This is a genomic window from Helicobacter sp. 23-1044 (assembly GCF_053654695.1).
Genome location: NZ_JBSIUQ010000009.1, coordinates 23,840 through 48,946, shown reverse-complemented (window position 1 = coordinate 48,946; position 25,107 = coordinate 23,840). Strand labels below are relative to the sequence as shown.

31 protein-coding genes are annotated in these 25,107 nt (G+C 40.2%); 13 read left to right on the top strand and 18 right to left on the bottom strand.

The window, feature by feature from the left end; translation table 11 throughout:
- Positions 1–61: 61 nt before the first annotated feature.
- Positions 62–1,084, bottom strand: coding sequence for a hydrogenase expression/formation protein HypE (gene hypE, locus ACWIUD_RS08335; RefSeq protein WP_454148459.1), 1,023 nt, complete (start codon positions 1,082–1,084; stop codon positions 62–64).
- Positions 1,085–1,166: 82 nt separating this feature from the next.
- Here hypE and panD point away from each other — a divergent pair, with 82 nt between their 5' ends.
- Genes panD through surE form a run of 5 tightly spaced genes read left to right on the top strand, consistent with a single transcriptional unit; the run spans position 1,167 to position 4,590 of the window.
- Positions 1,167–1,532: an aspartate 1-decarboxylase gene (panD, locus tag ACWIUD_RS08330; protein ID WP_454135681.1), complete on the top strand. Its 366-nt coding sequence runs from the start codon at positions 1,167–1,169 to the stop codon at positions 1,530–1,532.
- 11 nt (positions 1,533–1,543) lie between these two features.
- Complete coding sequence (locus tag ACWIUD_RS08325; RefSeq protein WP_454148457.1) at positions 1,544–1,846, top strand: YbaB/EbfC family nucleoid-associated protein; 303 nt, start codon at positions 1,544–1,546, stop codon at positions 1,844–1,846.
- Positions 1,788–2,909: a DUF7488 domain-containing protein gene (locus ACWIUD_RS08320; protein WP_454148455.1), complete on the top strand. Its 1,122-nt coding sequence runs from the start codon at positions 1,788–1,790 to the stop codon at positions 2,907–2,909. The genes ACWIUD_RS08325 and ACWIUD_RS08320 overlap by 59 nt, the downstream gene beginning before the upstream one ends.
- The gene (locus ACWIUD_RS08315) at positions 2,906–3,823 is read left to right on the top strand and encodes a polyprenyl synthetase family protein (RefSeq protein ID WP_454148453.1); all 918 of its coding nucleotides are present in this window, start codon (positions 2,906–2,908) and stop codon (positions 3,821–3,823) included. Before ACWIUD_RS08320 ends, ACWIUD_RS08315 begins: the two co-directional genes overlap by 4 nt.
- Positions 3,820–4,590: a 5'/3'-nucleotidase SurE gene (gene surE / locus ACWIUD_RS08310; RefSeq protein ID WP_454148451.1), complete on the top strand. Its 771-nt coding sequence runs from the start codon at positions 3,820–3,822 to the stop codon at positions 4,588–4,590. Before ACWIUD_RS08315 ends, surE begins: the two co-directional genes overlap by 4 nt.
- A gap of 12 nt (positions 4,591–4,602) precedes the next feature.
- On the opposite strand, the gene ACWIUD_RS08305 is transcribed toward surE, so the two are convergent.
- Positions 4,603–5,490 carry a hypothetical protein gene (locus tag ACWIUD_RS08305; RefSeq protein ID WP_454148449.1) on the bottom strand — a complete coding sequence of 296 codons (888 nt, stop codon included), beginning with the start codon at positions 5,488–5,490 and terminating at the stop codon, positions 4,603–4,605.
- Entirely contained in the window at positions 5,465–6,703 is a 1,239-nt protein-coding gene (locus ACWIUD_RS08300; RefSeq protein WP_454148447.1) for an MBOAT family O-acyltransferase, read from the bottom strand. The genes ACWIUD_RS08305 and ACWIUD_RS08300 overlap by 26 nt, the downstream gene beginning before the upstream one ends.
- Positions 6,704–6,767: 64 nt before the next feature.
- On the opposite strand from ACWIUD_RS08300, the gene ACWIUD_RS08295 reads away from it, so the two are divergent.
- Positions 6,768–6,965, top strand: a complete 198-nt coding sequence (locus ACWIUD_RS08295; RefSeq protein ID WP_454148445.1) for a hypothetical protein — start codon at positions 6,768–6,770, stop codon at positions 6,963–6,965.
- A 66-nt stretch (positions 6,966–7,031) separates the two neighbouring features.
- On the opposite strand, the gene ACWIUD_RS08290 is transcribed toward ACWIUD_RS08295, so the two are convergent.
- From ACWIUD_RS08290 to ACWIUD_RS08235, 12 genes are all read right to left on the bottom strand, one after another.
- Positions 7,032–7,502, bottom strand: coding sequence for a GT-D fold domain-containing glycosyltransferase (locus ACWIUD_RS08290; protein WP_454148443.1), 471 nt, complete (start codon positions 7,500–7,502; stop codon positions 7,032–7,034).
- A 110-nt stretch (positions 7,503–7,612) separates the two neighbouring features.
- Positions 7,613–8,164 carry a hypothetical protein gene (locus ACWIUD_RS08285; protein ID WP_454148441.1) on the bottom strand — a complete coding sequence of 184 codons (552 nt, stop codon included), beginning with the start codon at positions 8,162–8,164 and terminating at the stop codon, positions 7,613–7,615.
- Between the two features lie 2 nt (positions 8,165–8,166).
- Complete coding sequence (gene xseA / locus ACWIUD_RS08280) at positions 8,167–9,390, bottom strand: exodeoxyribonuclease VII large subunit (protein ID WP_454148439.1); 1,224 nt, start codon at positions 9,388–9,390, stop codon at positions 8,167–8,169.
- Positions 9,391–9,417: 27 nt separating this feature from the next.
- On the bottom strand, positions 9,418–10,080 hold the full coding sequence (locus ACWIUD_RS08275) for a uroporphyrinogen-III synthase (protein WP_454148437.1): 663 nt from the start codon (positions 10,078–10,080) through the stop codon (positions 9,418–9,420).
- A complete protein-coding gene (locus tag ACWIUD_RS08270; protein WP_454148435.1) occupies positions 10,077–10,622 on the bottom strand; it encodes a DUF2147 domain-containing protein in 546 nt (181 codons plus the stop codon). Before ACWIUD_RS08270 ends, ACWIUD_RS08275 begins: the two co-directional genes overlap by 4 nt.
- On the bottom strand, positions 10,619–11,128 hold the full coding sequence (locus ACWIUD_RS08265) for a YhcH/YjgK/YiaL family protein (protein ID WP_454148433.1): 510 nt from the start codon (positions 11,126–11,128) through the stop codon (positions 10,619–10,621). The genes ACWIUD_RS08270 and ACWIUD_RS08265 overlap by 4 nt, the downstream gene beginning before the upstream one ends.
- A gap of 1 nt (position 11,129) precedes the next feature.
- Complete coding sequence (locus ACWIUD_RS08260; protein ID WP_454148431.1) at positions 11,130–11,678, bottom strand: hypothetical protein; 549 nt, start codon at positions 11,676–11,678, stop codon at positions 11,130–11,132.
- 79 nt (positions 11,679–11,757) lie between these two features.
- On the bottom strand, positions 11,758–12,066 hold the full coding sequence (locus ACWIUD_RS08255; RefSeq protein ID WP_454148429.1) for a hypothetical protein: 309 nt from the start codon (positions 12,064–12,066) through the stop codon (positions 11,758–11,760).
- A gap of 18 nt (positions 12,067–12,084) precedes the next feature.
- Positions 12,085–12,249 (bottom strand): hypothetical protein, encoded by a 165-nt coding sequence (locus tag ACWIUD_RS08250; protein ID WP_454148427.1) that lies wholly within the window; start codon positions 12,247–12,249, stop codon positions 12,085–12,087.
- Between the two features lie 13 nt (positions 12,250–12,262).
- Positions 12,263–13,225: a DNA-processing protein DprA gene (locus ACWIUD_RS08245; protein ID WP_454148425.1), complete on the bottom strand. Its 963-nt coding sequence runs from the start codon at positions 13,223–13,225 to the stop codon at positions 12,263–12,265.
- Complete coding sequence (locus ACWIUD_RS08240; protein WP_454148423.1) at positions 13,222–13,902, bottom strand: hypothetical protein; 681 nt, start codon at positions 13,900–13,902, stop codon at positions 13,222–13,224. Before ACWIUD_RS08240 ends, ACWIUD_RS08245 begins: the two co-directional genes overlap by 4 nt.
- Positions 13,903–13,912: 10 nt before the next feature.
- Complete coding sequence (locus ACWIUD_RS08235) at positions 13,913–14,401, bottom strand: HAD hydrolase-like protein (protein ID WP_454148509.1); 489 nt, start codon at positions 14,399–14,401, stop codon at positions 13,913–13,915.
- Positions 14,402–14,700: 299 nt separating this feature from the next.
- On the opposite strand from ACWIUD_RS08235, the gene ACWIUD_RS08230 reads away from it, so the two are divergent.
- From ACWIUD_RS08230 to ACWIUD_RS08210, 5 genes are read left to right on the top strand one after another with little or no spacing between them, the layout of a single operon-like run.
- Positions 14,701–16,113, top strand: a complete 1,413-nt coding sequence (locus ACWIUD_RS08230; RefSeq protein WP_454148421.1) for a DEAD/DEAH box helicase — start codon at positions 14,701–14,703, stop codon at positions 16,111–16,113.
- Complete coding sequence (locus tag ACWIUD_RS08225; protein ID WP_454148419.1) at positions 16,113–17,231, top strand: succinyldiaminopimelate transaminase; 1,119 nt, start codon at positions 16,113–16,115, stop codon at positions 17,229–17,231. Before ACWIUD_RS08230 ends, ACWIUD_RS08225 begins: the two co-directional genes overlap by 1 nt.
- Complete coding sequence (gene murC, locus ACWIUD_RS08220) at positions 17,222–18,550, top strand: UDP-N-acetylmuramate--L-alanine ligase (RefSeq protein WP_454148417.1); 1,329 nt, start codon at positions 17,222–17,224, stop codon at positions 18,548–18,550. Before ACWIUD_RS08225 ends, murC begins: the two co-directional genes overlap by 10 nt.
- On the top strand, positions 18,547–18,882 hold the full coding sequence (locus tag ACWIUD_RS08215; protein WP_454135649.1) for a hypothetical protein: 336 nt from the start codon (positions 18,547–18,549) through the stop codon (positions 18,880–18,882). Before murC ends, ACWIUD_RS08215 begins: the two co-directional genes overlap by 4 nt.
- A gap of 1 nt (position 18,883) precedes the next feature.
- Positions 18,884–21,247, top strand: coding sequence for an endonuclease MutS2 (locus tag ACWIUD_RS08210; RefSeq protein WP_454148415.1), 2,364 nt, complete (start codon positions 18,884–18,886; stop codon positions 21,245–21,247).
- Positions 21,248–21,414: 167 nt separating this feature from the next.
- Here the strand turns inward: ACWIUD_RS08210 and ACWIUD_RS08205 are convergent, their stop codons facing one another.
- The gene (locus ACWIUD_RS08205) at positions 21,415–22,242 is read right to left on the bottom strand and encodes a hypothetical protein (RefSeq protein ID WP_454148413.1); all 828 of its coding nucleotides are present in this window, start codon (positions 22,240–22,242) and stop codon (positions 21,415–21,417) included.
- 50 nt (positions 22,243–22,292) lie between these two features.
- Positions 22,293–22,997, bottom strand: a complete 705-nt coding sequence (locus tag ACWIUD_RS08200) for a hypothetical protein (RefSeq protein ID WP_454148411.1) — start codon at positions 22,995–22,997, stop codon at positions 22,293–22,295.
- Positions 22,998–23,081: 84 nt separating this feature from the next.
- Between ACWIUD_RS08200 and ACWIUD_RS08195 the strand changes: the two genes are divergently transcribed.
- A complete protein-coding gene (locus ACWIUD_RS08195) occupies positions 23,082–23,216 on the top strand; it encodes a hypothetical protein (RefSeq protein WP_454148409.1) in 135 nt (44 codons plus the stop codon).
- Positions 23,217–23,417: 201 nt separating this feature from the next.
- On the opposite strand, the gene ACWIUD_RS08190 is transcribed toward ACWIUD_RS08195, so the two are convergent.
- Entirely contained in the window at positions 23,418–23,546 is a 129-nt protein-coding gene (locus ACWIUD_RS08190; protein ID WP_454148407.1) for a hypothetical protein, read from the bottom strand.
- Positions 23,547–23,806: 260 nt separating this feature from the next.
- Here ACWIUD_RS08190 and purD point away from each other — a divergent pair, with 260 nt between their 5' ends.
- Positions 23,807–25,102, top strand: coding sequence for a phosphoribosylamine--glycine ligase (purD, locus tag ACWIUD_RS08185; RefSeq protein WP_454148405.1), 1,296 nt, complete (start codon positions 23,807–23,809; stop codon positions 25,100–25,102).
- The last annotated feature ends 5 nt before the right edge of the window (positions 25,103–25,107 follow it).

Here is a 25,107-nt window from a genome sequence, read left to right as displayed (position 1 = left end):
AGTCTAAGTGCAACTAACGAAAAATCACATACCAAAGACACAAATTACCAAAACGCGCAATTTAGCAAATTCGTGGCAATATTTCCCCCTGCGGATATTCCAAATATCGCTTCACTCCCAAATCGCTTTTTATCGCCACTTTTCCTAAATCTGCGCCATTTTTAATGACAACGCCAATAATACTTGCATTTCTGCCTAACTCGTGGCTTTTTAATAACTCCAAAGCACGAGGCGCACAATCTTTTGGCAATGCAAACGCACAAACGCCCTCATTTGCGAGACTAAACGCATCGATTCCTAAAATCTCACACACACCACGCACTTCGTTGCTAATCGGTATCGCGCATTCATCTATTTCAATCGCACACTTGCTAGAAACCGCCCATTCATTTAGCAAAGAAGCGATTCCGCCACGCGTAGCGTCCCTCATCGCGTGAATCTCTACGCCGTTTTTGATTAGCAACTCCACAAGCCCCCACAGCACGGCGCAGTCGCTTTGCAAATTATGCTCCAAATCAATCCCCTCGCGCTCACAATAGATACACGCGCCGTGTGTGCCGATATTTCCGCTGATTATCACGCAATCGCCATCCTGCAAATTTTTCGCACTTATGCCTTCATACATTATTTCGCCGATGATTGAAGTAGTGATAAAAATCCCCGAATCTGCGTTAGATTCGCGCCGTTCGATGACTTTTGTATCCGCTGAGATTAGCGCAATGCCGTTTTTGCGCATTTCTTCACCCATAGACTGCGCGATTTTTTCCAAATCCGCAACCAAAAAGCCCTCTTCGATGATAAAACTAGCACTCAAAAATTTGGGTTTTGCGCCCATCATTGCGACATCATTGGCACTTCCGCAAATGCTAAGTTTGCCTATGTCGCCCCCTGCGAAAAAAATGGGCGTTATGGTAAATGAATCAATGCTTGTGGCGTATTTTTTTGTAGAATCTGCGCCTTTAAAATCCCCAAAAATCCCCGCATCTTCTGTGCCAAATTTATTTTCAAAATGTCGCAAAAATACTTTGATTAGCTCCGCATTTTCCGCTCCGCCGTTACCAGCTGACAACATTACTCGCTCCATAAATCCGCCTTTTAAAGAAATTTTAAGCAAGTATAATCAATTTAATGTTAAAATTCCGCATTTTTTTTGAAACGGAGGCGAAATGCAAATTGAAATGTTATGCGCGAAACTGCACCGCGCCACGATTACGGACGCAAATCTAAACTATGTCGGCTCAATCACAATCGATTCGGCACTTTTGGAGTGTGCGAATCTCCGCGTGGGACAAAAAGTCGAAATCGCAAATATCAACAACGGCGCACGATTTAGCACCTATATCATCAAAGGACAAGCGCACAGCGGGATAGTCTGCCTAAATGGCGCAGCGGCTAGACTTGCGCAGGTGGGGGATAAAGTCATCATTATGGCTTACGCGCTTTATGATGAATCCGAGCTAAAAAACTACGCGCCAAAGATTTTGCAACTTGGCAAAAAAAATGAGATTCTCTCACAAAGCACGACATTATAAAGGGGCAAAAAATGTTTAATCCAAATGATTTTAGCAATATGTTAGAGCAACTTCAAAGCAATATCAAAAATATTGAAGAAAAGAACGCAAACACCATCTACACGGCAAAAAGTGGCGGTGGGCTTGTGAGTGTGAGCGTGAATGGCAATAGCGAAGTGGTGGATTTGAATATCGATAAGTCGCTATTAGAGGATTTGGAGGCGTTGCAGATTTTGCTAATCGGCGCAATCAATGAAGCGTTGAAAAATGCCGAAAATGCCAAAAAAAATAGCGCGATGGAGATTTTGGGTGATTTTTCGCCGTTTAAGTCTTAGATTCTGCGTATTTATCGCGGTTTTGATTGCGCCATTAAGTGCGTATAATTTCAGCAAATGCGCGGAGTTTTATCTAAATACTTCGCAAATTTTCACACTTCAAAGTGGCGCAAAAATCCGCGCAATCCACATTGGCGAAGGCAAATATCTCGCATTTAGCGGTGAATCAAGCGCAGATTCTGCGAAATATGACGCATTTATGCGACTAATTTTATTTGATGGCAAGGTTTTGGCGCAAAAGTATGATTTGGTTGTGCCAGATTCTGCGAATCTCAAAAATCTCGCCACCATAAGCGAAAATGCGATGTCGCAAGGGCAGATTTTGCACCTTCAAAAATCGCTAAAAGATTTTGGTAAATTTTCGCAAGATATCCCGCCAAATGCCGTGATTAGCGATATTTGCTATCAAATCTATGGCATTGGCATTGGTGATAATCGCTTTATAGATTCTGCGTATTTGAAGCGATTTTTAACGCGAATTTTAGCGCGAACTTTACCGCATAGTGTGGCAAAATACAGCGATATTGGATTTAGCATTGATACAAAAAATAAAATAATTGCGATAAATCCGCTTATGCAAAAATCCGCTGAATCTAAACGCGAATCCGCAGAATCTAGCGTGAAATCCGCAAAATCTTTGCATTTAGGCGATGAAGTCTTGGCGATAAATGGCGTAAAAATCAAAAATCAATATGATTTTTTTGATATTTCTTCAAATTTAGAGCACGGCAAAATCGCCCAAATCACGATAAAGCGAAATAATAAGATTTTGCAAATCCCCGTGCGTGCGTTTGAGCGACATCGTGCATTTGATGAAAATAGCGTGGCGTTAGATATTTTAGGCATTATCGTTAATGAAAATTTGCGCGTTGAGAGAGATTTTGCGAGTTTCAAAAAGGGCGATAAGATTTTGCGACTAAATCAAATTGAGATTAGCGATAAAAATGCGCTAGATTCTGCGCTAAATGCGACACTTTCGCATACTCAAATGCTGTCATTTCTTGTGATTCGAGATGATTTTGAATTTTTTATTGATGTAGATTTGATGGAGATGGATTTATGAAGCGATTTGACGCGGTAATGGCGGAGTTTGAGCGATATTTGCAAAATCACAGCGCAAAAATTATGCGCAGTTTTCACCCAAACTTTGAAGTCGCATTTTGGGAAATGATGCGAAATGGCGGGAAGCGATTCCGCCCTGCGTTGCTTTTTTGCGTGGTTTTGGCAAATCAAAAAAATGCACCAAAAAAATGCCGTGAATTTAGCGCGAAAAATATTCAAAAAAATGATACTTTTTTGACGAATTGCTTTCAAATCGCCCTAGCAATCGAATCACTCCACACTTACTCCCTAATCCACGATGATTTACCCGCTATGGATAATGCTTCACTTCGCCGCAATCACCCCACTTTGCATACCAAATATAGCGAGGCAGACGCGATTTTGTGTGGCGATGGGCTAAATACTTATGCGTTTTATTTGATTGCTACGGCGCATTTTAGTGGCAAAACTCGCGCCAAACTTGCCAAATCGCTATCCTTTGGTGGGCTAAAAATGGTGGTAGGACAGGCGTTGGATTGCCACTTTGAGGGGCAGAAATTACAGCGCAAAAAGGTTGATTTTATCCACACAAACAAAACCGCACATTTAATCGCTTCATCGCTTGAAATGGGCGCAATTATCGCCAAACTGCCAAAAATTGAGCGCAAAAAACTCTATGATTTTGGGCTAAAATTGGGGCTATTTTTTCAGATTCGCGATGATATTTTAGATAAGATTTCATCAAATGAGGGCAAAAGCGCAAATATCGATGAAAACAAAAATAGCTATGTGAATCTACTAGGGCTAAAAGGCGCGGAGGACGCGTTAGATTCGCTTAAAATGACGCTACTAGAAACGCTTGAAAAAATCGATAAAAAAATCGCAAAAAACTTATATTTTTTGCTAAATAAATATCTATTAAAAGGACAAAAATGAAAAATATTTTAATCACAAATGATGATGGCTTTGAATCTATCGCACTGAAAGCACTTGTAGAAGCATTGAGCGATTTAGCGCGAATCATTGTCGTAGCCCCCGCAAGTGAAAAATCCGCCTGCGGACACGGACTAACGCTCACACGCCCCTTGCGACTAATCAAAATCGCCAAAGATTTCTACAAACTTGATGACGGCACACCCTCAGACTGCGTGTATTTGGCACTTAACACGCTAAAAATTACGCCCGATTTAATCATCTCTGGCATAAACATAGGCTCAAATATGGGCGAAGATGTAACCTACTCAGGCACGGTGGCAGGGGCGATGGAGGGCGCAATAAGGGAGATTCCCTCAATCGCTATTTCGCAAGTGGTAGATGACAAAAGGGGCGTAGTGAAAAGCGATTTTGCCCTTGCCAAAGAAGTCTCACGCGATTTGGTAGAGAAAATTTTAAGCGCACAATTCCCCTTGCAAGGGCGCAAATTGCTAAATGTAAATATCCCAAATGTCAAAGCAAAGGATTACAAAGGCACAAAAATCACGCAATTAGGCTACCGAATCTACGGCAATGACGCACACAAGCGCAAAAGTCCGCGCGGTGAAGAATATTATTGGCTTGGTTTGCACCCATTAGCGTGGAATGAACGGGCGGAAAATAACTCGGATTTTAGCGCAGTAATGGCAGGATATACCAGCATAACGCCTATAATGCTTGATATGACAAGCTATGAGGATATAAACGCACTTAAAGCGTGGATGGCGTAGATTCTGCGAAATTCAAAGAAAATCGCGAGTTTTTTTGATGAATTCATCGCTAAATTCATCGGCACTTTTTTCAAGCAAATGAATGCCATCGGTCGTTTGATAAATGCTATGATTTGGCGGTGGCAGCGTGGGATATGCAAAGTCTTTCAAAACTTTATGCACCGCCAAAACCTGCTTTGTGTTAAGTAATTTTTCATCGATTGGCATTTCAAAAAATATAATCTCTACCCCCTGCTTTTCAAAATACGCCAAAAGCACCCTTAACTCCGCTAAATCCGCTTCATATTTCGCAGAATCTATATTTGCATTATATCCCTCAATCATCCGCTCCAAACTATCTTTATACAACTTTTCATTGCGTTGTTTTGCTAACTTTTCATCCTTTGATTTCCCCGCCCTCCCTTTTACAAAACTCAAAAAAACATTTATTGGTTGATATTTTACCTGCAAAGCGGGGATGTATTTTTTCATCGCAGAATCTACGCCAAAAAGTTGCTTCAACATATTTGCATCCTTTGGACGCAAAAATGCAATATTAGATTCTACGAAAATCGCCTTTGGCAGTTTGTTTGTTTGCTTTATGATTTCTAATCCGCTCAACGCACTTCCACCGCCAAAAGCGAGATTGTAAATATGACTTTTTGCTAACTTCGCAGAATCTATTCTCGCACTCATCGATGAACCGACAATAATTGCGTTATACGCGCTAGATTCTGCGATTTTAGTGATTTTTGTCTCATAGATAAAATCTTGCGCAAAAACGATATTTTGTTGCCATTGATTTTGCGTGGCGGTAATTTGCGGTTTGCAACTCCACAAAAAAATATTATACGCCAAAAATATAGCAAAAAATATGGCAAGAATTTTTAAAAAATTAGAACTGAAAATAGATAAACGCATCGCTACTCCCGCTGTTTGTGAAAATTAAAAATAGCATAATTGCCCAAATGAGATTATTGTCAAGCATATTTTTACCGCTTTTTTTGCAAAGCAAGTAATTTAAATAATAAATCAAAATGCAAGATGAATAAATCCCCACGCAAAGTGCCACCACTCGCATAAACTCGCCTTCGTTATTAAAGAGTTTTTGGATAAATGCGATGGCGTGCGTAAAATCATTTAGACAAAATAGCAACCACCCAAAACTAACCGCCAAAAACACAAATAATATCCGTCCCATTCGCACAAATCTCCACTTTGGCAATGTGAAAATTTGACTGCAAATCCGCTCCAAAATCAGCAAAATCCCGTGATAGCAACCCCAAATAATATAACTTACCGCCGCCCCGTGCCAAAATCCGCCAAGTGCCATCACAATAAATAGATTTAGATAAGTTCGCAAATTCCCCTTTTTATTCCCACCAAGCGGAATGTAGAGATATTCCTTCAACCACGATGAAAGACTAATATGCCACCTACTCCAAAACTCGCTAAATGACGCAGAAATATAGGGGAAATTAAAATTTTTAGGCAACTCATATCCAAAAAGTAACGCAACTCCGATTGCAATCAAACTATACCCAGCAAAATCCGCAAAAATCTGCACACTATAACCAATAAGCAAAACCACCAAACTCGCAGAATCATAAGACAAAAAGTAAGGATACGCCATCCAAAAAGTTTGGTCTTTTAGATTATCCGCGATGACATTTTTTAAAAAATATCCCAAAATCAGCACTTTGAATGCTCGTAAAAATGGGATATTTTTTAGATATTTTGCGCGAATTTGCGGGAAAAAATTATGTGCTTTTAAAATAGGACCAGCGATGAGTGCAGGGAAAAATGCAATGAAAAATACGACATTTTTGGCGTGATTTTTTGGGGTAGATTCTGCGATTTTATTATTTTTATAAACATCCACCACCAAAGAAATGCCTTGAAATGTAAAAAATGAAATGCCAATTGGAAGTGGGATGGAAAGCAAAAGTGTGGCGAAATCTCCAGCTGGTAGCATTGCTCCAAATAGTGGCGAATATTTAAACGCACATAAAATCGCTAAATTTACGCACACGCCAAAGATTGCGTAAAATCGCTTTGCTTTACCTTGCGAAGTGTGGGAAATTTGATATGAAGTGATTGCGTTAATTAGCGCGGATGAAATAAGCAAAAGCAATAAAAGCGGGACATTGTAAGCATAAAATACAAAACTAGCGATGATGATTACAAAAATCTGATAGTTGCACTTCGCAGAATCTAATATTTGGGTAGATTCTGCGAATTTTGCGTTATTTGCAGAATCTGCGTTTGGATTTATAGATTCTGCGTTTTTTGCATATTTTGCAGAATCTGCGCTAGATTCTGCGATTTTTAACTTATTCTGCCCCCCCCCCTATTTAGCATTTTCCAAAATGGCGCGTAATAAAAAATCATCGTAAAAATCACAAGCACCACAAACATATAACTATTAAAAAGCATCAAAATCCTTATTTAAAAATTCAAAATTATAGCATTAAAATATATTCTTTTTGCAAATTTAGCGTATCAATCAACTTTCTATCTTTTTTATGGATAATGCAATCATAACTAATTGACATATTTCCCATATCATAGGCGATATATCCGCGCATCGCTAACTCAACGCATAGAATTTTCGCACTCGCCCCAAGTGCCACAATAAAGCAAATTTCATCCTTTTCATATTTCCTTGCCACACGCATCACATCCCCCAAAATCTCATCAATTTTGCTAAACGCATCAAATGGCGGATAGGAATTTAGGCGAATAACCTCACTTGCAGAATCTAGCAAATCATTATAAACGCCAAAATAACTATTAAATCCCTCAACAACAACGACTTTTTTCCCGCGCCAAAGGGACTTTATAGGATTTATCAAAATCTCTAAATAATCCTCAAAAACTCTCCGCCCAAAACTATCATCAAAATAAAAATGCGGATTTTTCGCTAAATCCAAAAGATTCGCAGAATCTGCGTTTGGATTTATGGATTCTGCGAATTTTGCGTTATTCGCAGAATCTGCGTTTGGATTTATAGATTCTGCGATTTTGTTAATTTTTGCAGAGTTTAGATTCTGCGATTTTGCTTCTGCCCCCCCCCATTTTGGATTTTTGAATCTAATACATAAAAATCCATCGGCGAATATCTTAGCGCAACACCATCAAAATAAATCCTATCATTTGGCAGATATTTTATCGCACCATAGGCATTTAAATACTCACACGCATAGAAAAATCCGCTATCTTTTAAATCAACATTTTTCACCAAATTTACATTTATTCCAATGGGAATATTTAGGCGATTCGCAGAATCTAGCGCAAACATTAGTCGCTCTTTTAGCGTCGTGCTAAATTTATGCATTCCACCGCCCTTATCGCACAAAATAGGCAAATCTCCATCGCCAAGTCTTATAAAACTGCCTCTTTTTTCACACAAAAACTCAATGCTTTTTTGTGGCGATAAAATCTTATATTTTGCCATAAATTCCTTTCGCAAAAGCATCTCAATGCCCCACAAAGTCGCCTTATCGACGCTATTTTCTCGCACTTCATCCAAAATTGGTTTATAAAGCACCCTTAAAAATGGATACATAATTTTTTTGTAGATTTTTTTAAGCATTTTCATCCTCCAATCACCGCGTTTTTGCTTATTTCGCCATCGCTTAAAGTTATTTTATCATCTTTATGCAAATCATTTAGATTTGCCACTGCGCCATCTTTGGTAATCTGCACGAATCCTTTTTCAACCAATCTTTTTGGATTGCGCGAATCTAAAATCGCCCTTAGTTGCGCTAGATTCGTGCGATGCGATTCAAGTAGGCGCAAATATGCCAAATCTAGCGCATTTTTTTGATTCGCACTCTCACATTTTTGCGCTAATAAATTTTGCGCCATTTTTGTTAGATTCGCCCGCAAATCCGCCAAATTCGCACACTCTTTTTTATAGTCGAATCGAAACGCCAACATTTTTGATTTCAAAATTTCAAGCGCATTTTTAAACGCCACAATTCGAGCCAAATACGCCGAATCAAGCTCATTTTGCAACTCTGCCAATTTCAAAAGCCACTGCGTTTTATCGGGTAAAATCATCTCAAAAGCCGCAGATGGCGTAGGTGCGCGAATGTCCGCCACCAAATCACTGAGCAAAAAATCAACTTCGTGCCCAATCGCCGAAACTATGGGCGTTTTCGCGCTAAAAATCGCCCTTGCGACAATCTCTTCATTAAACGCCCATAAATCCTCCAAACTCCCGCCACCACGCGCCAAAACGATAATGTCAAACTTGCCATTGTCCGCCAACGCGATAGATTCTGCGATTTGAAACTTCGCTTCATCGCCCTGCACGAGCGTATCAAAGATTGACAGCTCAATTAAATTCCACCGCTTATTTGCCACAAACAAAATGTCGTGCAACGCCGCACCCGATTTTGAAGTGATGAGCGCGATTTTGTGCGGAAAGCGTGGCAGTGGCTTTTTGTGCTTTGCCTCAAACAAGCCCTCCGCCTTTAACTTTTGCTTTAACTTTTCTAGTGCGTTTGCATCTGCCCCGCATTGCGCGATATTTGTGCATATTATTTGATATTCGCCTCTTTTTTCATAAAGCGAGATTTCGCCTGTGATTTGGACTTTTTGCGCGTTTTCTAGCTCAATTTTTAGCCAAGCACGAGTGCCCTTAAAAAGCACACAGCGAATCGTTGAATCCGCGTCTTTTAGGCTAAAATAGCAATGTCCGCTTTGATGTTTTGTCAAATTGCAGATTTCGCCCTCCACAAAAATCTGCGGAAAATGCTCTTTGATGACGCTTTTTAACTGCGAATTTAGTTCGCTAACGCTTAAAAATTGCACGATTTTAGCCCCAAAATGCCACGAAACTTACGGCAATCGCACGCGCAATTCTTTGGCAAAGTCAATGCAGGATTGAATGCTTTGCTTTGGCGCGACAAAGGCGTCAATCCCCGTATCAAACACCCCAAAAGTCGTCATTCCAATCGCCACTGCCAAATAGCTCCCATCCCACTTGAAATTTGCCAAAAACGCCTTGTAATGACTAGGCGCGGTAAAAATCAAAATCGAACTAGGTGGCGGGACAAGGCGCGAATCAAGTTTTAGCGTCTTATTTTCATACGCCACCACTTCGCTTAATTTGATTTTGTGGTGGATTAGCTTTTCATTTATGCCAGAGACGATTTTTTTGGCGTGAACATACAGCGGGTGGCGGTTTTTAAGCAATGGGATAATCTCTTTTGCAAAGCCATCGCCGTGCGAATCTTGCCCGATATATTCGATTGTCCCGCCCAAACTCTCCAAAAATCCCGCACTGCCCTCGCCTATCACAAAGCTAGGGATTTTTTTCCAGCTACAATCGCCCACGCGCTCGGCGTTTTGCGCCATTGATTTTATCGCATAGCGCGAAGTAAAAATCAGCGCGTCAATATTATGCAAATTCACTTCAAATGGTAAAATCCTTATTTCGCTCACAACCAGCGACTTTACGCCCTCTTCGGCTTTTGAACCGATTAAAAAAATCTCTCTCAATTCACAACTCCACTAAAATCAATCTTTGGTTTAGACTTTACAAAAAAATGCGCTTCTTGTGGCAAAATCGCCCTATAAATTTTTTTCGTCCCCAAAAAGCCCACATTATCCGCACTCACAAGCAAAATGAGCTTATCGCATTCTAATCGCGCCTTTAAGTGAAAACTCTTGCCTTTGTTGAAATCATAATATCTGCCATTTATATAAGAATTTTGCCCTTCGCGCTCCAAATTATAAATATGAACGCTACCCAAAACCTCTCTATCACGCAAAGCAAAATTTTGATTTAGCGTGTCTTTTTTTGAGGCTTGCGAATCCATAAAAGCAACCTGATATGCGAAATATTTGCCATCTTTCTTAAAAATCTCCACAATGCTATATCGCCCACTAACTTTGTCGCGTGGAGAGAGCCAAAAGCCCGTAATATCGCCGTTTTTACAGAGATTTTGCGATTGATTCTGCGAATCGTGCGCTAGATTCTGCAAATTATCCGCAAAAACGCCTGTGATAAAAATCACTAAAAATATAAGTTTTTTTCTCATAGCGCAATCTTTAATAAATTTGTCGGCACTTTTAGCACGGACTTAAAAACCACTGCCGAATCTAGCTCAAATCCCCCAGCGTGAATGTCCTTTGGCGTCAAAATCAAAAGCGAATTTTCATAAAGCGCAATTGATGAAGGCGATTTAAGTGGCACAAAATTTTGGCAATCTTTTGTGAAATTGTATTCATTTATAGGCTCAAACGCGCTAAAAAAGCCCACTTTCATAATCTCACTGCCCTTTGCTACAAACTGAAAATCTACAAACGCCCTGTGCGCTTCAAAAATCCCGCTATTTTTTAACACATAGCTTTGCTCGATAGCGCGAATCCCATAGCCCAAATCCACGCTATTTTCAACACGCAAATCGCCACAATTTAGGGATAAAATGCGATTCAAAGTCGCCGAATCCAAAAAATAATCGCTCACATTTTTTGCGACTTGCAAATCCGCGAAAATTACTTCCAAAATCCCCAAATCGCGCGGCATCTCCAACAAAATCGCCATTTTACCCCCTTGCTAAATAAAAATGATTGTCCGCTTGTTTGGTGCTATAACCTACTACGCGCAAAGATTGCGATTCGATAGCGGAGAATAGCTCGTTTTGAAACATTTTTTGCCAAATTTCGCGCTCATCAAATGCCTCAAAAAATCGCTTGTAATTTTCCACGCATTTCGCGCAAAATGGCAGTTTTGCGTCATAAAAAATTTTCGCACTCACGCGCTCACTGCTCCCCACCGCGTAGCTAAAAGCGTTGCTTGTCATAATCCGCGCCTTTGCGCCATTGCCTTGCATTAGCGCGTCTAAATCCGCGCATTTTGTGAAGTGAATGATGGGCTTTTGCCTTGCTATGTGCGCTCGGTGGCTTATTAGCGCGTTATAAATGACGCAAGGATAAAGCGCGTTTTGTGGCGTCCGCAAGTAGATAAAATACTTGCCAAGCACGATGTCAGCGAGTTTTATCGCAATGCCATTGTGAAACTCATCAAGCGCAAATGATTCAAAACTGCCAAAATTTAGGATTTTTGCGAAGCTGTGTGCTAGATTTTGCGTCATTTTGTGCGCCCTTTGCTAAAAATTTGCAAATTTTAGCTTAAATGCGAGCAAAAAGCAAAACGCCCCTAAAATTTAGCATCTAGCGTTCGTTTTTATATTCGTCATCTATGTTTGAATATTTTTCAACTAGCCTTTGCCAATAATCATCGTTTTGCTCTTGTTGCTTTTCTATTATCGTTTGCCAAAATTCATCATATTCGCCTTTTTGCCTTTGTGGCGTTTTGCACGCGCCTAAATGTGGATTATGTGCCGTGATAAATATCAGCACCACCACTATCACAGAAATTAGCCCCGATATCACAGAGTGCAGAAATGCCATTACTATCATCGCTATCCACACCGCACATTCTGCGATAAATGCTATAATTTGCTTTTGTTGTTTAGTCATTTTCAATCCCTTGAATCTCTAAAATGGGATTTCATCATCAATGTCAATTTCGGGGATATTGTTATGATTGTTATTTTGCTTTGCCTCTATAATTGCACCATTTTCTATGCACCGTATAATTTTATATGAATCCTTGCTGCCCAAATAGGACAATAGCTCTTTATTCAAATCTGTTGTTGTCATTTTTGCTCCCAAATTATTTAATCTCAAATAGCGAATCTTGCTTTGATTGCTTTAATTTAATAATCTTTTCTACCACGCTTCCTACATTTTCTGCATTTATTTCGATTGCGGGGGATTCTTTGTCGTTTAAAATTTCTCTATTTAGATTAAATCTCTCATCATTTTCGATACCACGCGGGGCGATTCGCGGTATGCCCCACTCTTTTGCTTTGCCTAGCGCGTGTCGTGCGCCTGAATCTTTGCTTTTATCCGCTTTGCTATCATTCTCGCCAAAGCTTGCCACCAAGCACACCGCATCGCTAAAAAGAGCCTGCAATCTATCGCGCTCAATGTATCTTTGCGGTAAGCCAAAGCGTGGATTGTCGCACTCTGTGATATATTCGCCAATGAGTAGTCCGCCATTTGCTACGATTTCTTGTGCTAACTCGGCATTTGCGCTAGGCAAAATATTGCGCAATGTGCTTGGCAAAATGGCGATTGTCGCGCCATTTTTTTGGAGTGTGAATCTATGGGCGATTTCATCGCAACCTTTGGCAAGTCCGCTTACGATTACAGCGTCTTTTTGTAGCATTGAATCAACGATTTTTTCCTCTAATGCTTTGATTTTGTCGCACGGATTAAGAAAGCCAATGACTGCGATTCGCAACAAATTTTTAGTTAGCAATCCCAAATCGCCCTTGTATGTTAGCAAAATAGGCTTATCGCTATCTTTGATATTTGCGCTATATGCGGGGAATCCGCTATCACAAAAGGCGATAATGCCATCTGCGTAGTTTTCTAGCGAATCAAATTCATTTTCTACTGCGATTTTGCATTCATAAAATAGCGATTCTGCGTTTTGATTTTTTTGCGCTAAACGCTCTATAATCTCTGCTTCGCTTGAATCTGCCCGAAAATTTTGCGCAATCCAAGCATTGCCAATGCCCTTTATTTTTAATAGCGTGGCGACATTTTTGGCATTTTTACTAATTTTCATACTTCTCTCCAAACTGCTGGTGTATTTCTACCCTTTTCCGTGCGTCCTACGGCATAAAAGATTACGCGTTTCGCGCCTTTGTCATAGAGTGCTTGGATACAATCCTCCACGACATTTGCATATAGCGTATAAATATCATCGATTAACAATATCGTTTGATTTGCGACTTTATCGCTAATATCACACGAATCTTTGGTAATGCCGGGATATGGCGTGTCGCCTTTGCATAAGTTTGGGAGAAAAATCTGCGCTGGTTGTGAATTTACCAAATGTGTTGTTGCTACATCTTTGATTCGATTGATATAATACACGCCATTGATAAATTTTCTATTTATGCCGCCATTTGCAAGGCTGATTGCTTCACGGATAGCTTTTTGAAAATATAACTGCGATTCAGCAAAAAATGTCTTTGAGCGTGGCACGCGGCAAACTATTATATTTTCTGCATTGCCATATATTTTGTCATAAGCCACCAAAAAATTAGCGATATGCTCCCTAGCTTTATTTTTACACTCATCTAATTGCGATTCTGCGTAGTTTGCCTTATTGTTTTTCAATATATGCAAAAAGTGCAACTCTCTGCTCTGCGCTTTGGCTTTAAAATCCATCGTATAAAATCCGCTTGTATTGCGCTTTAAAAATTCATTGCTACGAATCTCAAACTCAAAAAATCCCATTGTCGCCTCCTTAAATTTTGATAATATTAACGATTCCTGCGTCCCTAGCGCACTTTATATCTTTGTCGTTATCCTCAAAAACGCTTAACCCCCTAGCATTTAGGCAAAAATGCTCTATGCAGTTTTGATATTTATTGCCACCGCTATTGTAAAAAATCATAGGCAAATTGCGTAAATTGTGGTATTTGATAAGCAAATCTATGCGTTTGCGCTTGGCATTTGTGATTAAAATAGTGCTATATTTGCCTTGCAAAAGGCGCATTAGACTATAAAGCAAGTGATTTATTTTCGTAGTGGGTAAAAAATCGTAGAAATATTTCTCTTTTAGCGATTTTATGAGATTAGATTCGCGGGTAGTTAGATTGAAATTTGCTAGCAAATTTTTATCACAGCGACTTTGCAAAAGCGCGGGACAAAGAAGCGCATTTTTGACTTCGCAAATGGCTTTGTTATATGACAAAAAATTCGCTAGATTAGTGTGAATTAAAGTATCATCAATATCAAAGCAAAAGCAATGATTTTTATCTAAATCCCCCCCCGTGCGTGTGCGTATGCGCTGAATCGCAAAGGACTTTAATTAAAAATGGATTTAAAAAAATATTATTCATTTTTTACCTACATCATAAATTTTTGGTGCGAATTGTATAAAACTTTGCTTTAATCAATCTTAAAAATATTAGATTCGCGCATTCTTAAAAATCATCGATTCACACCCAAAATCATCGCAACTATATTTTTAAAAATTTTTTGCTATAATCCGCACTTTTATCAAAACTTATCACAAGCAAAAGAGCATTTATGAATAATTTTACACATTTCAATTTAAAGAAAAAAGTCCTGCAAGGTATCACAGAGGCTGGATTCAAAGACCCTAGCCCCATTCAGCAAAGCGCGATTCCGCTAGTGCTAGAAGGGCACGATTTAATCGCCCAAGCACAGACAGGCACGGGCAAAACGGCGGCATTTGCGATTCCTATCCTAAATATGTTGGAGCAAAATAGCGACATTGAGGCTCTTATCATCACACCCACGCGCGAACTTGCGATGCAAATCAGCGATGAGGTTTTTAAGCTAGGGCGATTTTTGCGGACAAAAACGATTTGCATTTACGGCGGACAGAGCATAAAACGGCAGATTGACTTGCTAGACAAAAAGCCAAAGGTTATGGTAGCCACGCCCGGACGGCTTTTAGACCACTTGCGAAACGATAGGATTAAGAATTTTAATCCGCGATTCATAGTCCTTGATGAAAGCGATGAAATGCTTGATATGGGCTTTTTGGAGAGTATCGAAGAGATTTTTCGCTTTATCCCACGCGTTCGTCAGACTTTGCTATTTTCTGCGACAATGCCAACGCCCATCAAAAATCTCGCCAAAAAGATTTTAAACAACCCAAAGAGCGTAAAAATCGCCAAAGTCGATATTACAAACACCGACATTGAACAAAAATACTACATTATAAACGAAAATGAGCGCGATGACGCGATTATGCGTCTGCTTGACTTTGTGGCAAGTAAAAAATCCATCGTTTTCACACGCACCAAGCGCGAGGCGGACATTTTGGCGGAGTTGCTGAAATCCAAAGGTTACAAGGCAACCGCTCTTCACGGCGATATGGAGCAACGCGATAGGCGCACTGCGATGAGTGCGTTTAAAGAAAATCGCGTGGAGATTTTGGTGGCAACCGATGTGGCAAGTCGTGGGCTTGATATAAGTGATGTGGGCTTTGTTTTCAACTATCACTTACCGCTAAATCCCAATTCGTATGTCCATCGTATCGGGCGCACGGGCAGAGCAGGCAGAAAGGGCGTGGCAATTACGCTTGTAACGCCCCTTGAATTTAAAGATTTGAAGCGAATCAAAGAGCAAATAAAGACAAATTTGGAGCTTTTTACGCTTGAAGGCGAGCAAGCTGGCAGTGAATTTTCAATAGATTCTATCGCAGAATCTACACCAAAATCGCATAAAAATCAAAATCTTACCGATAAGATTCTGCGATATAGCGTTTCACACGGCGCGCTAGATTTGTATCCGCAGCTTTGCGCTAAAATCGATAGCACTCAACTTGCCCTTAAAATGCTGTCATATTTGATGGATTCAAACAAGGCAAATGCCCCTAAAAAATGGCGTGAAACCCCAAAAAATGAACGCAAAAATGAGCGTAAAAAACCTAACTCACGCAACAAAAAGCGCGATTTTAAGAGAAAATAATGCAATTTGAACCATATCCATTTGAAAAATTAAACGCGCTTTTGGCAAATATCGCGCCAAAAGATTCGCGTGAAATTATCAAACTAACCATCGGCGAACCGCAGTTTGAAACGCCAGACTTTATCCAAAACGCGCTCAAAGATTTTGCGCATTTGCTTTGCAAATATCCTGCAAGTGGGGGCGAATCCTATCTCAAAAACGCGCAGATTGACTTTGTCAAACGGCGATTTGATATTGCGCTTGATTTGGCGCAAATAATCCCCACATTTGGCACAAGGGAGGTGCTTTTTAACTTTCCAAATTTTGTGTTTGGTAGCCTTTTCCCGCAAAATAGGGTTATGGCGTTTCCAAATCCCTTTTATCAAATCTATGAAGGCGCGGCAATCGCCTCAAATGCGGAGATAATCTATATGGATTTGGATAGCGATTTTAAACCGCAAATCGCCGAATCGGATTTAAAAAAAGCAAAATTAGTCATTTTAAATTCGCCAAACAATCCCACAGGCGCGACTTTATCGCAAGATGAGTTAGAGATTTGGGTGCGAAATGCCCTAAAATACGACTTTATTTTGCTAAATGATGAATGTTATAGCGAGATTTACGAATCTAATGCGCCTACTTCGATTTTAGAGGCAAGTCTCGCCGTAGGCAACGAATCTTTTAAAAATATTTTGGCGATAAATTCTATCTCCAAGCGTTCATCTGCGCCAGGACTACGAAGCGGATTTATCGCAGGGGACGCAAAAATTTTAAAAGATTATGCGCGTTATCGCACTTATATCGGTTGTGCGATTCCTTTGCCACTGCAAAAAGCCGCAGCAGTGGCGTGGGAGGACGATAAAAGTGCGGAGTTTTTTCGCCAAAAATACAGCGCGAATCTCAAAATCGCAAGAGAAATTTTAGGCACAAACATAAATCCATACACTTTTTATGTGTGGTTGCGCGTAAATGACGATATAGCATTCACAAAAGAGCTTTACGCAAATGAGGGCATTTTGGTGCTACCGGGTCGCTATTTGGGGCGCAAGGGAGCGGGTGAAAATTTCGTGCGAATCGCCCTTGTTTATGAAAGCGAAATCATCAAAAACGCAATGCAGAGGATAAAATTATGGATTTAAATAGCATTCATTTCGTAGGAATCGGGGGCATTGGCATTTCAGGTTTGGCTAGATATTTACAGGCACAAGGCGTTGAAGTCAGCGGTAGCGATATAAGTGAGAGTTGCTCTACAAAATATCTGCGTAGTTTAGGCGTCCAAGTCGCAATCCCGCACGACAAAAACAATATCAAAAATCCAAATTTACTCGTGCATAGCGCGATTATCGATGATGACAATGTCGAATTAGCAGAAGCACGGGCAAAAAATATCCCCATTCTCTCACGCAAGGACGCATTAAAAATCATTTTGGCAAAAAAACGCGTGTTTTCGGTGTGTGGAGCGCACGGCAAAAGTAGCACTACGGCAATGTTAAGCGCGATTTTTAAGGATTATGGCGCAATCATCGGGGCGATAAGCAAAGAGTTTGGCTCAAATGTCCGCGCAGTGCAAAGCGAAAGTGTCGTATTTGAAGCAGATGAGAGCGATGGCAGTTTTTTAAATAGCAATCCCTACTGCGCGATTGTTACAAACGCCGAGCCAGAGCATATGGAGCACTACAATTACGATTTAGAGCTGTTTCATAGAGCTTATGCGGACTTTTTGACAAGCGCAAAAAAGCGCGTTTTTAACGCCGAAGATGAATTTTTAGCATCTTTGAATCTCCCCGCAACGCGCCTTTATCCGCACAAAGACATTGCAAATATCAAATATTTTTTGGAGGATGATGAGCCATTTACGGAGTTTTCTTTGAATCGCAATGGCAAATTTGTGGGCAATTTTCGCGTGTGGGGATTTGGATTTCATACCGCAAGTAATGCGAGTTTGGCGATTTTAAGCGCGTTAGATGAGATGGATTCTGCGAATATTTCGCAGAATCTACTAAATTACAAAGGCATACAAAAGCGATTTGATATCGTTTGCAAGGGCGAAAAGTGCGTGATTATCGATGATTACGCCCACCACCCGACAGAAATCAAATCCACGCTTGATTCAATAAAGCACTACGCTAGATTGAAAAATATCCGCAATATCACTGCGATTTGGCAGCCGCACAAGTATTCGCGCACGATTCACAATATCGATGGATTCGCAGAATCTTTTGCGGGTGTGGATAATTTGGTGATTTTGCCCGTGTGGGGGACAAATGAGAGTCCAATCCCCATTGATTTTAACGGACACTTTGGGCGATATGCGCCCATTATGGCGGATTGTATTCATCGCAGTGGCGCAACATTAGAGATTGTCAAAGATGGCAAAATCCTAAATGCGCTTGATTCAGGGCTAATTGTGGGCTTTGGCGCGGGTGATATTACCTATCAAATGAGAGGTGCGATTTGAAAATCGCCCTAATCGCGCTAATATCCGTCATCATCGGGCTATTTTTGTATTTTAATGTGCGCGGAAAAATGGATAAGAAAAAGGGCATAATTTTAGGCATTTTGTGCGCTGTGTGCGTGATAATCGCCTTTATTTACACGCAAATGTTTGATAAAAAAAATCGCGCAGACGCCGAAATCATCGCTTCATTCAATCGTGGCGAGGATATTGAATGTGGCGAAATTAGCGTGAATCGCGACAATTTTACCTTTACAAACGGCACTTTGAGCTTCACAGGCAAGGCGGGGACAAAGCACCATAACAAAATCATCGCCATTGAGGAATGCGAATAATTTGAATGACGCTATCATAAAAAAGCTCGATTTGTGGGACTTTATAAAGGATTTTTTGGGATTTTTTGCAAGGAAAAATAATTTAGATTCTGCGCTAAATTCGCAGAATCTACAAAATCTTTCACACAAATCGCAGAATCTAACGCAGAATCCGCAAAATCTTTCATACGAATCGCAGAATCTAATCAAATCCCTAAAAATCAAAGGCGACTTAAAAGAAGCAAAATTAAAAATCGATGAATTAAGTAGCATTGTTTTTGCCCCGCCACAAAGCGTTGTAGGCGAGATTCGCGCTTTGGATAACGAACTAGCAATTTTAAAAAAAGGCGCGATTTTGAAGTTAGATTCGCTTTTTGAGTTTGCCAAAATTATCAAATATTTTCTATATCTTAAAAATCTAAATTTGGATTCGCTTACCCAAATCCCGCGAATGTTAGGGCAAATCAATATCCCATTTGATATTTTGCAAATTGTGGATTGCTTTGAAAATGATGGCAATTTGCGAAGCGGAAAATACGAGAAATTTGATTTTATAAATCAATCGATAAAAAACGCAAACAAAGAGCTAAAAAAACAGCTTGATAGATTGCTTGGTAACGCAAAAATTACGCCTTATTTGGTGGATAAAAGTGTGCATTTTATTGATGGGAGAGAGTGCCTTTTGGTTCGCAGTGGATTTAGCAAAGTAATGCAAGGGCGCATAATGCAGCGCACACAGGCGGGATTTTTTTACATTTTGCCAAATGCTTTGCAATATATTTATGACAAACTTGACAAACTCCGCAATGAGCGCGAAATCGCCCTTTTTGAGATTGAGCGTGAAATATCTAGCAAAATGCAAGAAAATATATTTTTTTTGAAATTTATAAACGCTGAATTTGATAGATTTGACGCACTTCAATCGCGGGTATTTTTTGCCAAAACGCGCAATTTTGAGTTTATTTTGCCAACTTTAAATCGCCAAAAATACGGAGGCGCGATTGTTTTAAGCGATTTTTGCCACCCAAATATCAAAAATCCAATACCTTGCAATGTGGAGTTTGATAGGCAGATAATGCTTGTAACGGGCGTAAATGCGGGAGGAAAGACAATGTTACTAAAAAGCATTTTAAGCGCGTCTTTGCTTTCAAACTTGCTAATCCCTTTTAAAATAAGTCCGCATAAGTCCAAAATCCCGCATTTTGCGCGAATCGAAGCGATTTTGAATGACCCGCAGGATAGTAAAAACGATATTTCAACATTTGCTGGGCGAATGATGGAGTTTAGTGCGATTTTGGCGCAGATTCGGGCGCAAGGCGCGGATTCAAATATAATGCTTGGCATTGATGAAATTGAGCTAGGCACGGACGCAAATGAAGCAAGTGCGCTTTATTTCGCGCTTTTGGAGCATTTGAGCGACAAAAATATCAAAATAATCATCACCACCCACCACAAAATTTTGGCAAGTAAAATGGCGGACAATCCGCGTGTAGAGCTACTTGCCGCGCTTTATGATGAGGCAAATCGCGCCCCCACTTATACATTTCTAAAAGGGACGATTGGCAAAAGCTATGCGTTTGAGAGTGCGCTAAAATACGGGATTCCGCGCTTTATTATCGAAAAGGCGCAAAAAATATATAACCAAAATTTAGAAAATCTAAACGCGCTTTTGGAGCAAACCAGCACATTAAAGGCGAATCTAATCGCAAAAGAAGCGCAAATGGAGGCGAACTTGCAAAAAATTGAGCGCAAAAAAGATGAGTTAGATTTGCTAATTGAGGCGCAAAATAACGCGCTTGGCGCGAAAAAAGCGGAGTTAGAATCAATCTATAATAAGGCATTAGATGAGTTAAAGGCGGTTTTAAAAAAGCAAGATAGCAAAGAGATTCATCGCTTTTTAAACGCGCAACACAAGGCTTTTAGGGCAATACCAAAAGATACGCCAAAAAGGCACATTGATTTTAAAGTCGGTAATCGCGTAACGCAGGGCAAAAATATCGGCATAATTTTAAGCATAAAGGGCGAAAACGCGCAAATTGAGTTAGAAAACGGCGTTAGAGTTCGCACAAAACTATCTGCCCTAAAACTAGCCCCGCAAATCCCCCAAAAAGCGCGAAGCGTGAGCGTTAGCAAAGTCGCCAAAAGTTGCCCTGTATGCCTTGACTTGCACGGCAAACGCGCCGAAGAGGCACTAGACTTGCTTGAAGCGTATATCTCAGATTGCCTAATGGCTGGATTTGAGCTAGTGCTAATCAAACACGGCATCGGCAGTGGCGTTTTAAGCGCGGTGGTGCGGGACTTTTTAAGCGCACACCCAAAAGTGCAAAGTTTTGAAGACGCCCCACCGCAAATGGGTGGCTTTGGCGCAAAAATCGTGAGGTTTTAGATTCTGCGAAGCTGATTTTTGCGCTAGATTCTGCGAAATTGTGTAAGATTCTGCGAATCGCAGAATCTGCAAAATTCAACTCAAAGATTCTGCGAATCTAAAATCACGCTAGATTCACCCACAATAAGCGCGAATCTAACAAAAGATTCGCAAGATTCACAAAAATCTTATTGCCGATTTTGCTTTTCGTGTTTTAATCGCACTCTTTTGATTTCTAACGCGTCTTCCTCTGCGTCTAATTCTTTCTTTTTGGCATTGTAAGTTTTGTCATACACAGCTTTAAAGTAAGCCAAACACTTTGGCGCGTCATCATAGCTTAAATCCGCACATTTGCCCTTTTTACCATCGCCCAAATCTATCAAATCATTTTCTATGGCTTTGATAGCGGCTTTTTTGGCGACACAATTTGCCATTCTGCCTCTATCATTTGTGAGAAGTTCGCCCCACACATATTTATCATCGCCTGTAAGTTGCCTACCCCACGACACTCTAAAATTTGAAGCGTCAATATAAGCCAAATCATTGCCTTTATTTTGATTGATATAATCAAATAGCTTTGTTTCTAGCCATTTTGGCATATTGTCGCACACAAGCCATTCTTTTTCAAAAATTTGTTCCTCTTTGATATTCGTAGGCAACTTTGTGGCATTTTTGATAGCTTCATTATAAGATTGGGTTACCAAATCATAGCATTTAAACATTCCCGTGCCTTTATATCTATCATCACTAAAGATTTTGCCATAGTCATTAGTAACATTCACAAATTCTTTTTGCCAATCATATCTAAACATCTTGTTTTGATAGTATCCCTCATAATAACTTTTTTTCGCTAATCGCTTCATCATATCATCGGGGATACAAGCGTCATTTGGACTATTTTTTGTATATTTGATTTCATCGCTAAATGGTTGCACAAATAAATCATCAAAGAAACTGCACCCACTAAAAACTACGCCACAAATACATATTTTTAAAAGCAATTTTAATTTATTCATTTTTTATCCTTTATGTTAGATTCACGCGTAAAGCGCGAATCTTTTGCAAGTCAAAAGTCCAATGTCCCCATTGTCGCTAATGGGACTTTTTTATCGCCATTGCTTTTGCCATTGCGATAGCTTTCGCTTAAACCTTTGCAAAATGCCTCCATTTTGCCTTCACCTGCGACTTTGCTAGGGCTAATATACATATATCCATTATTGATGGATACCAATGGTGTTTCGCCCTTGCTACACATTTTGAGCGACACACCATTACCTAAAATCATCCATTTTTCATTAAATGCTTTTTTTGTTTCCTCGCTTACGAATGAGCCCAGACTGCTTTCCATAATCCACTCGTTCCATTCTTTGCCATTTAGTGCTTTTTGTTTTGTGGTGTCGATTCCATTTGCATATACTTGCGTAACTATGTTTCTTTGCAAACTAACAATATCACTTCTAATCTCGCCTATCATAGAATGTATCCTTGTGCCAACGCTCACCTTATCGCCTCTATTATGCGCGTCATATTTTACAGACAGCCTGTCCTCATCTACGCCTACTATGTCGGCTTTGCATTGAACGCTTTTGTCCTCACTATCTGAATCTATCATTTCGATATTTGTAAGCTTGGGATTGGAGTTTGGATACATCGTTTTGACTTTTTTGATAACCTCATCTTTTACCGCTCCGTCCTTACAGCTTATGCCACCACACGCGCTAATTCCAAGTGCTATAAAACCTAGCACAACTATTTTTACTAACTTTGTCATTGTATTTTCCTTTCTTAATTTAAAATTATGTTCGCCGTTTTTGGGGCGAATCTTATTTCTAACATTGCCTAACCGCCACGAATTTTGATTGCTTTAATATGCGCGAATCTAAAAAGCGCGAAAAATATTTTAAGTTACCATTTTCGCACCTTTGAGTTAATATGGGGATTTTTGGATTGCTTCGCCTTGCTAGTGCAAGGACTCGCAATGACAAAATAAAGTGGATTTTTAAGATTTAATTTGTGAGTTTGAAATAAATAGCGTAAAAAATCAGTTAGATAAAGAGCAAATCCCCCCCCCAAGAGAGTTTTAAGCGGATTTATCGATTTAAAGATTCGCAAATTAAGATTTATTTTCAAAATTTTGCCTTTTTTCAAAAATAGAATTGCGAATTTTAGGTTTTATCAAATTAAAAAATTCTTAAATCTTTGTAAATTTGGATATTTTTTGCATTTTTGGATTGCTTTTGCGTGAAATGATATGAAATTCGCAGAATCTAGCGCGAAAATATTTGCGATTCGCAAAATCCGCCCTATAAAAAATGCGCATTTTTTAAGGCAAAGTGAAAGTTTTTTGCTATAATTCGCTCGCCCAAGTAAATGCGGGATTCTTTAAATTTTAAGTCTAATGTGAAATATATTTAGATTCGCGTAGTCGTTTGTATGTGTCGGTGTTTCTGCTTGATGGTGCGGTGCGTGCGTAGGATTTGCCGCCTACACAAATGCTTAGAATCTTACTCTTTGTATCCTTTTTGGGGCAAAAAATTCAAAATTTCGCTTTGCTTGGGTAATCCACACAGGGGCAAAATTGTGAAAATCTTAATCGCAAAACAAAAAATTCTAATCGTAGGTAGCGGTGGGCGCGAGTATAGCATAGCATTGAGCTTGAAAAATGACGCACGCGTGGGGCAAATCTACTTTGCAAATGGCAACGGCGCGACAGCAAATTTGGGCGAAAATATCCACGCAAAAGGCAACAAAGAAATCGTTGATTTTTGCGTGAATAAGGGCGTGAATCTTGTGGTGGTAGGACCAGAGCAACCTTTGATTGAGGGATTAAGCGATGAATTGCGCGAAGCAAAAATCCGCGTTTTTGCGCCTAGCAAGGCAGCTGCGAGGTTAGAGGGCTCAAAAATCTTTATGAAAAATCTGCTTAAAAAATATCATATCCCCACAGCAAAATTTCTTGCAAGTAGCGATAAGGACGAGCTTTTTGGCTTTATTGAATCAAGCAATTTTAGCAAAATCGTAATAAAGGCAGATGGCTTGTGCGCAGGAAAAGGCGTGATTATCACCGATTCAAAGCCCGAAGCAAAGCAGATTGTGGAGTCGATGATAAGCGGAGAGCGATTTGGCGAGGCGGGGAGGCGAATTGTCATCGAAGAATTTTTAGATGGCTTTGAATTAAGCGTGTTTGCGATTTGCGATGGCAAAAATTTCATTCTAATGCCCACAGCACAAGACCACAAGCGACTATTAGACGATGATTTAGGACCAAATACGGGCGGTATGGGCGCGTATAGCCCCACGCCACAATGCGATTCGGTGCTACTAGAAAAAATCAAAGCGCGAATTATTACGCCTACTTTGGAGGCGATGAGGGCGGAGGGTGCGGAGTTTTGCGGGGTGCTATTTTGCGGGATTATGGTAAGTGGCGGTGAGCCTTTTGTGCTAGAATTTAATGTCCGCTTTGGCGACCCTGAATGCGAGGTGATTTTGCCATTGCTAAAAACGCCGTTGCTTGATATTTTGGAGGCGGCGCTGCATCGCAAACTAGGCGATTTCAAAGTGGAGATTTTGGATAAATCTTGCGTGGGCGTGGTTGTGGCAAGTGAAAACTACCCGTATAGCGCAAGTGTAGCGCAAACTATCACGCTACAAAATGGCACAAATTGCACTTCAAATGCGGACAATCACATTTCATTTGCGGGGGTTAGCGATGAAAATGGTGCATTAAAGGCAAGTGGTGGGCGTGTTTTGGTGTGCGTGGGGATAGGCGATTCGCTAAAAGAGGCGCAAAAAAATGCCTATAATTTGACAAAACAAGTGAATTTCAAAGGCGCGAAAATGCGCAAAGACATTGCAAATAAGGCGTTTGTAGGGTAGGGCAA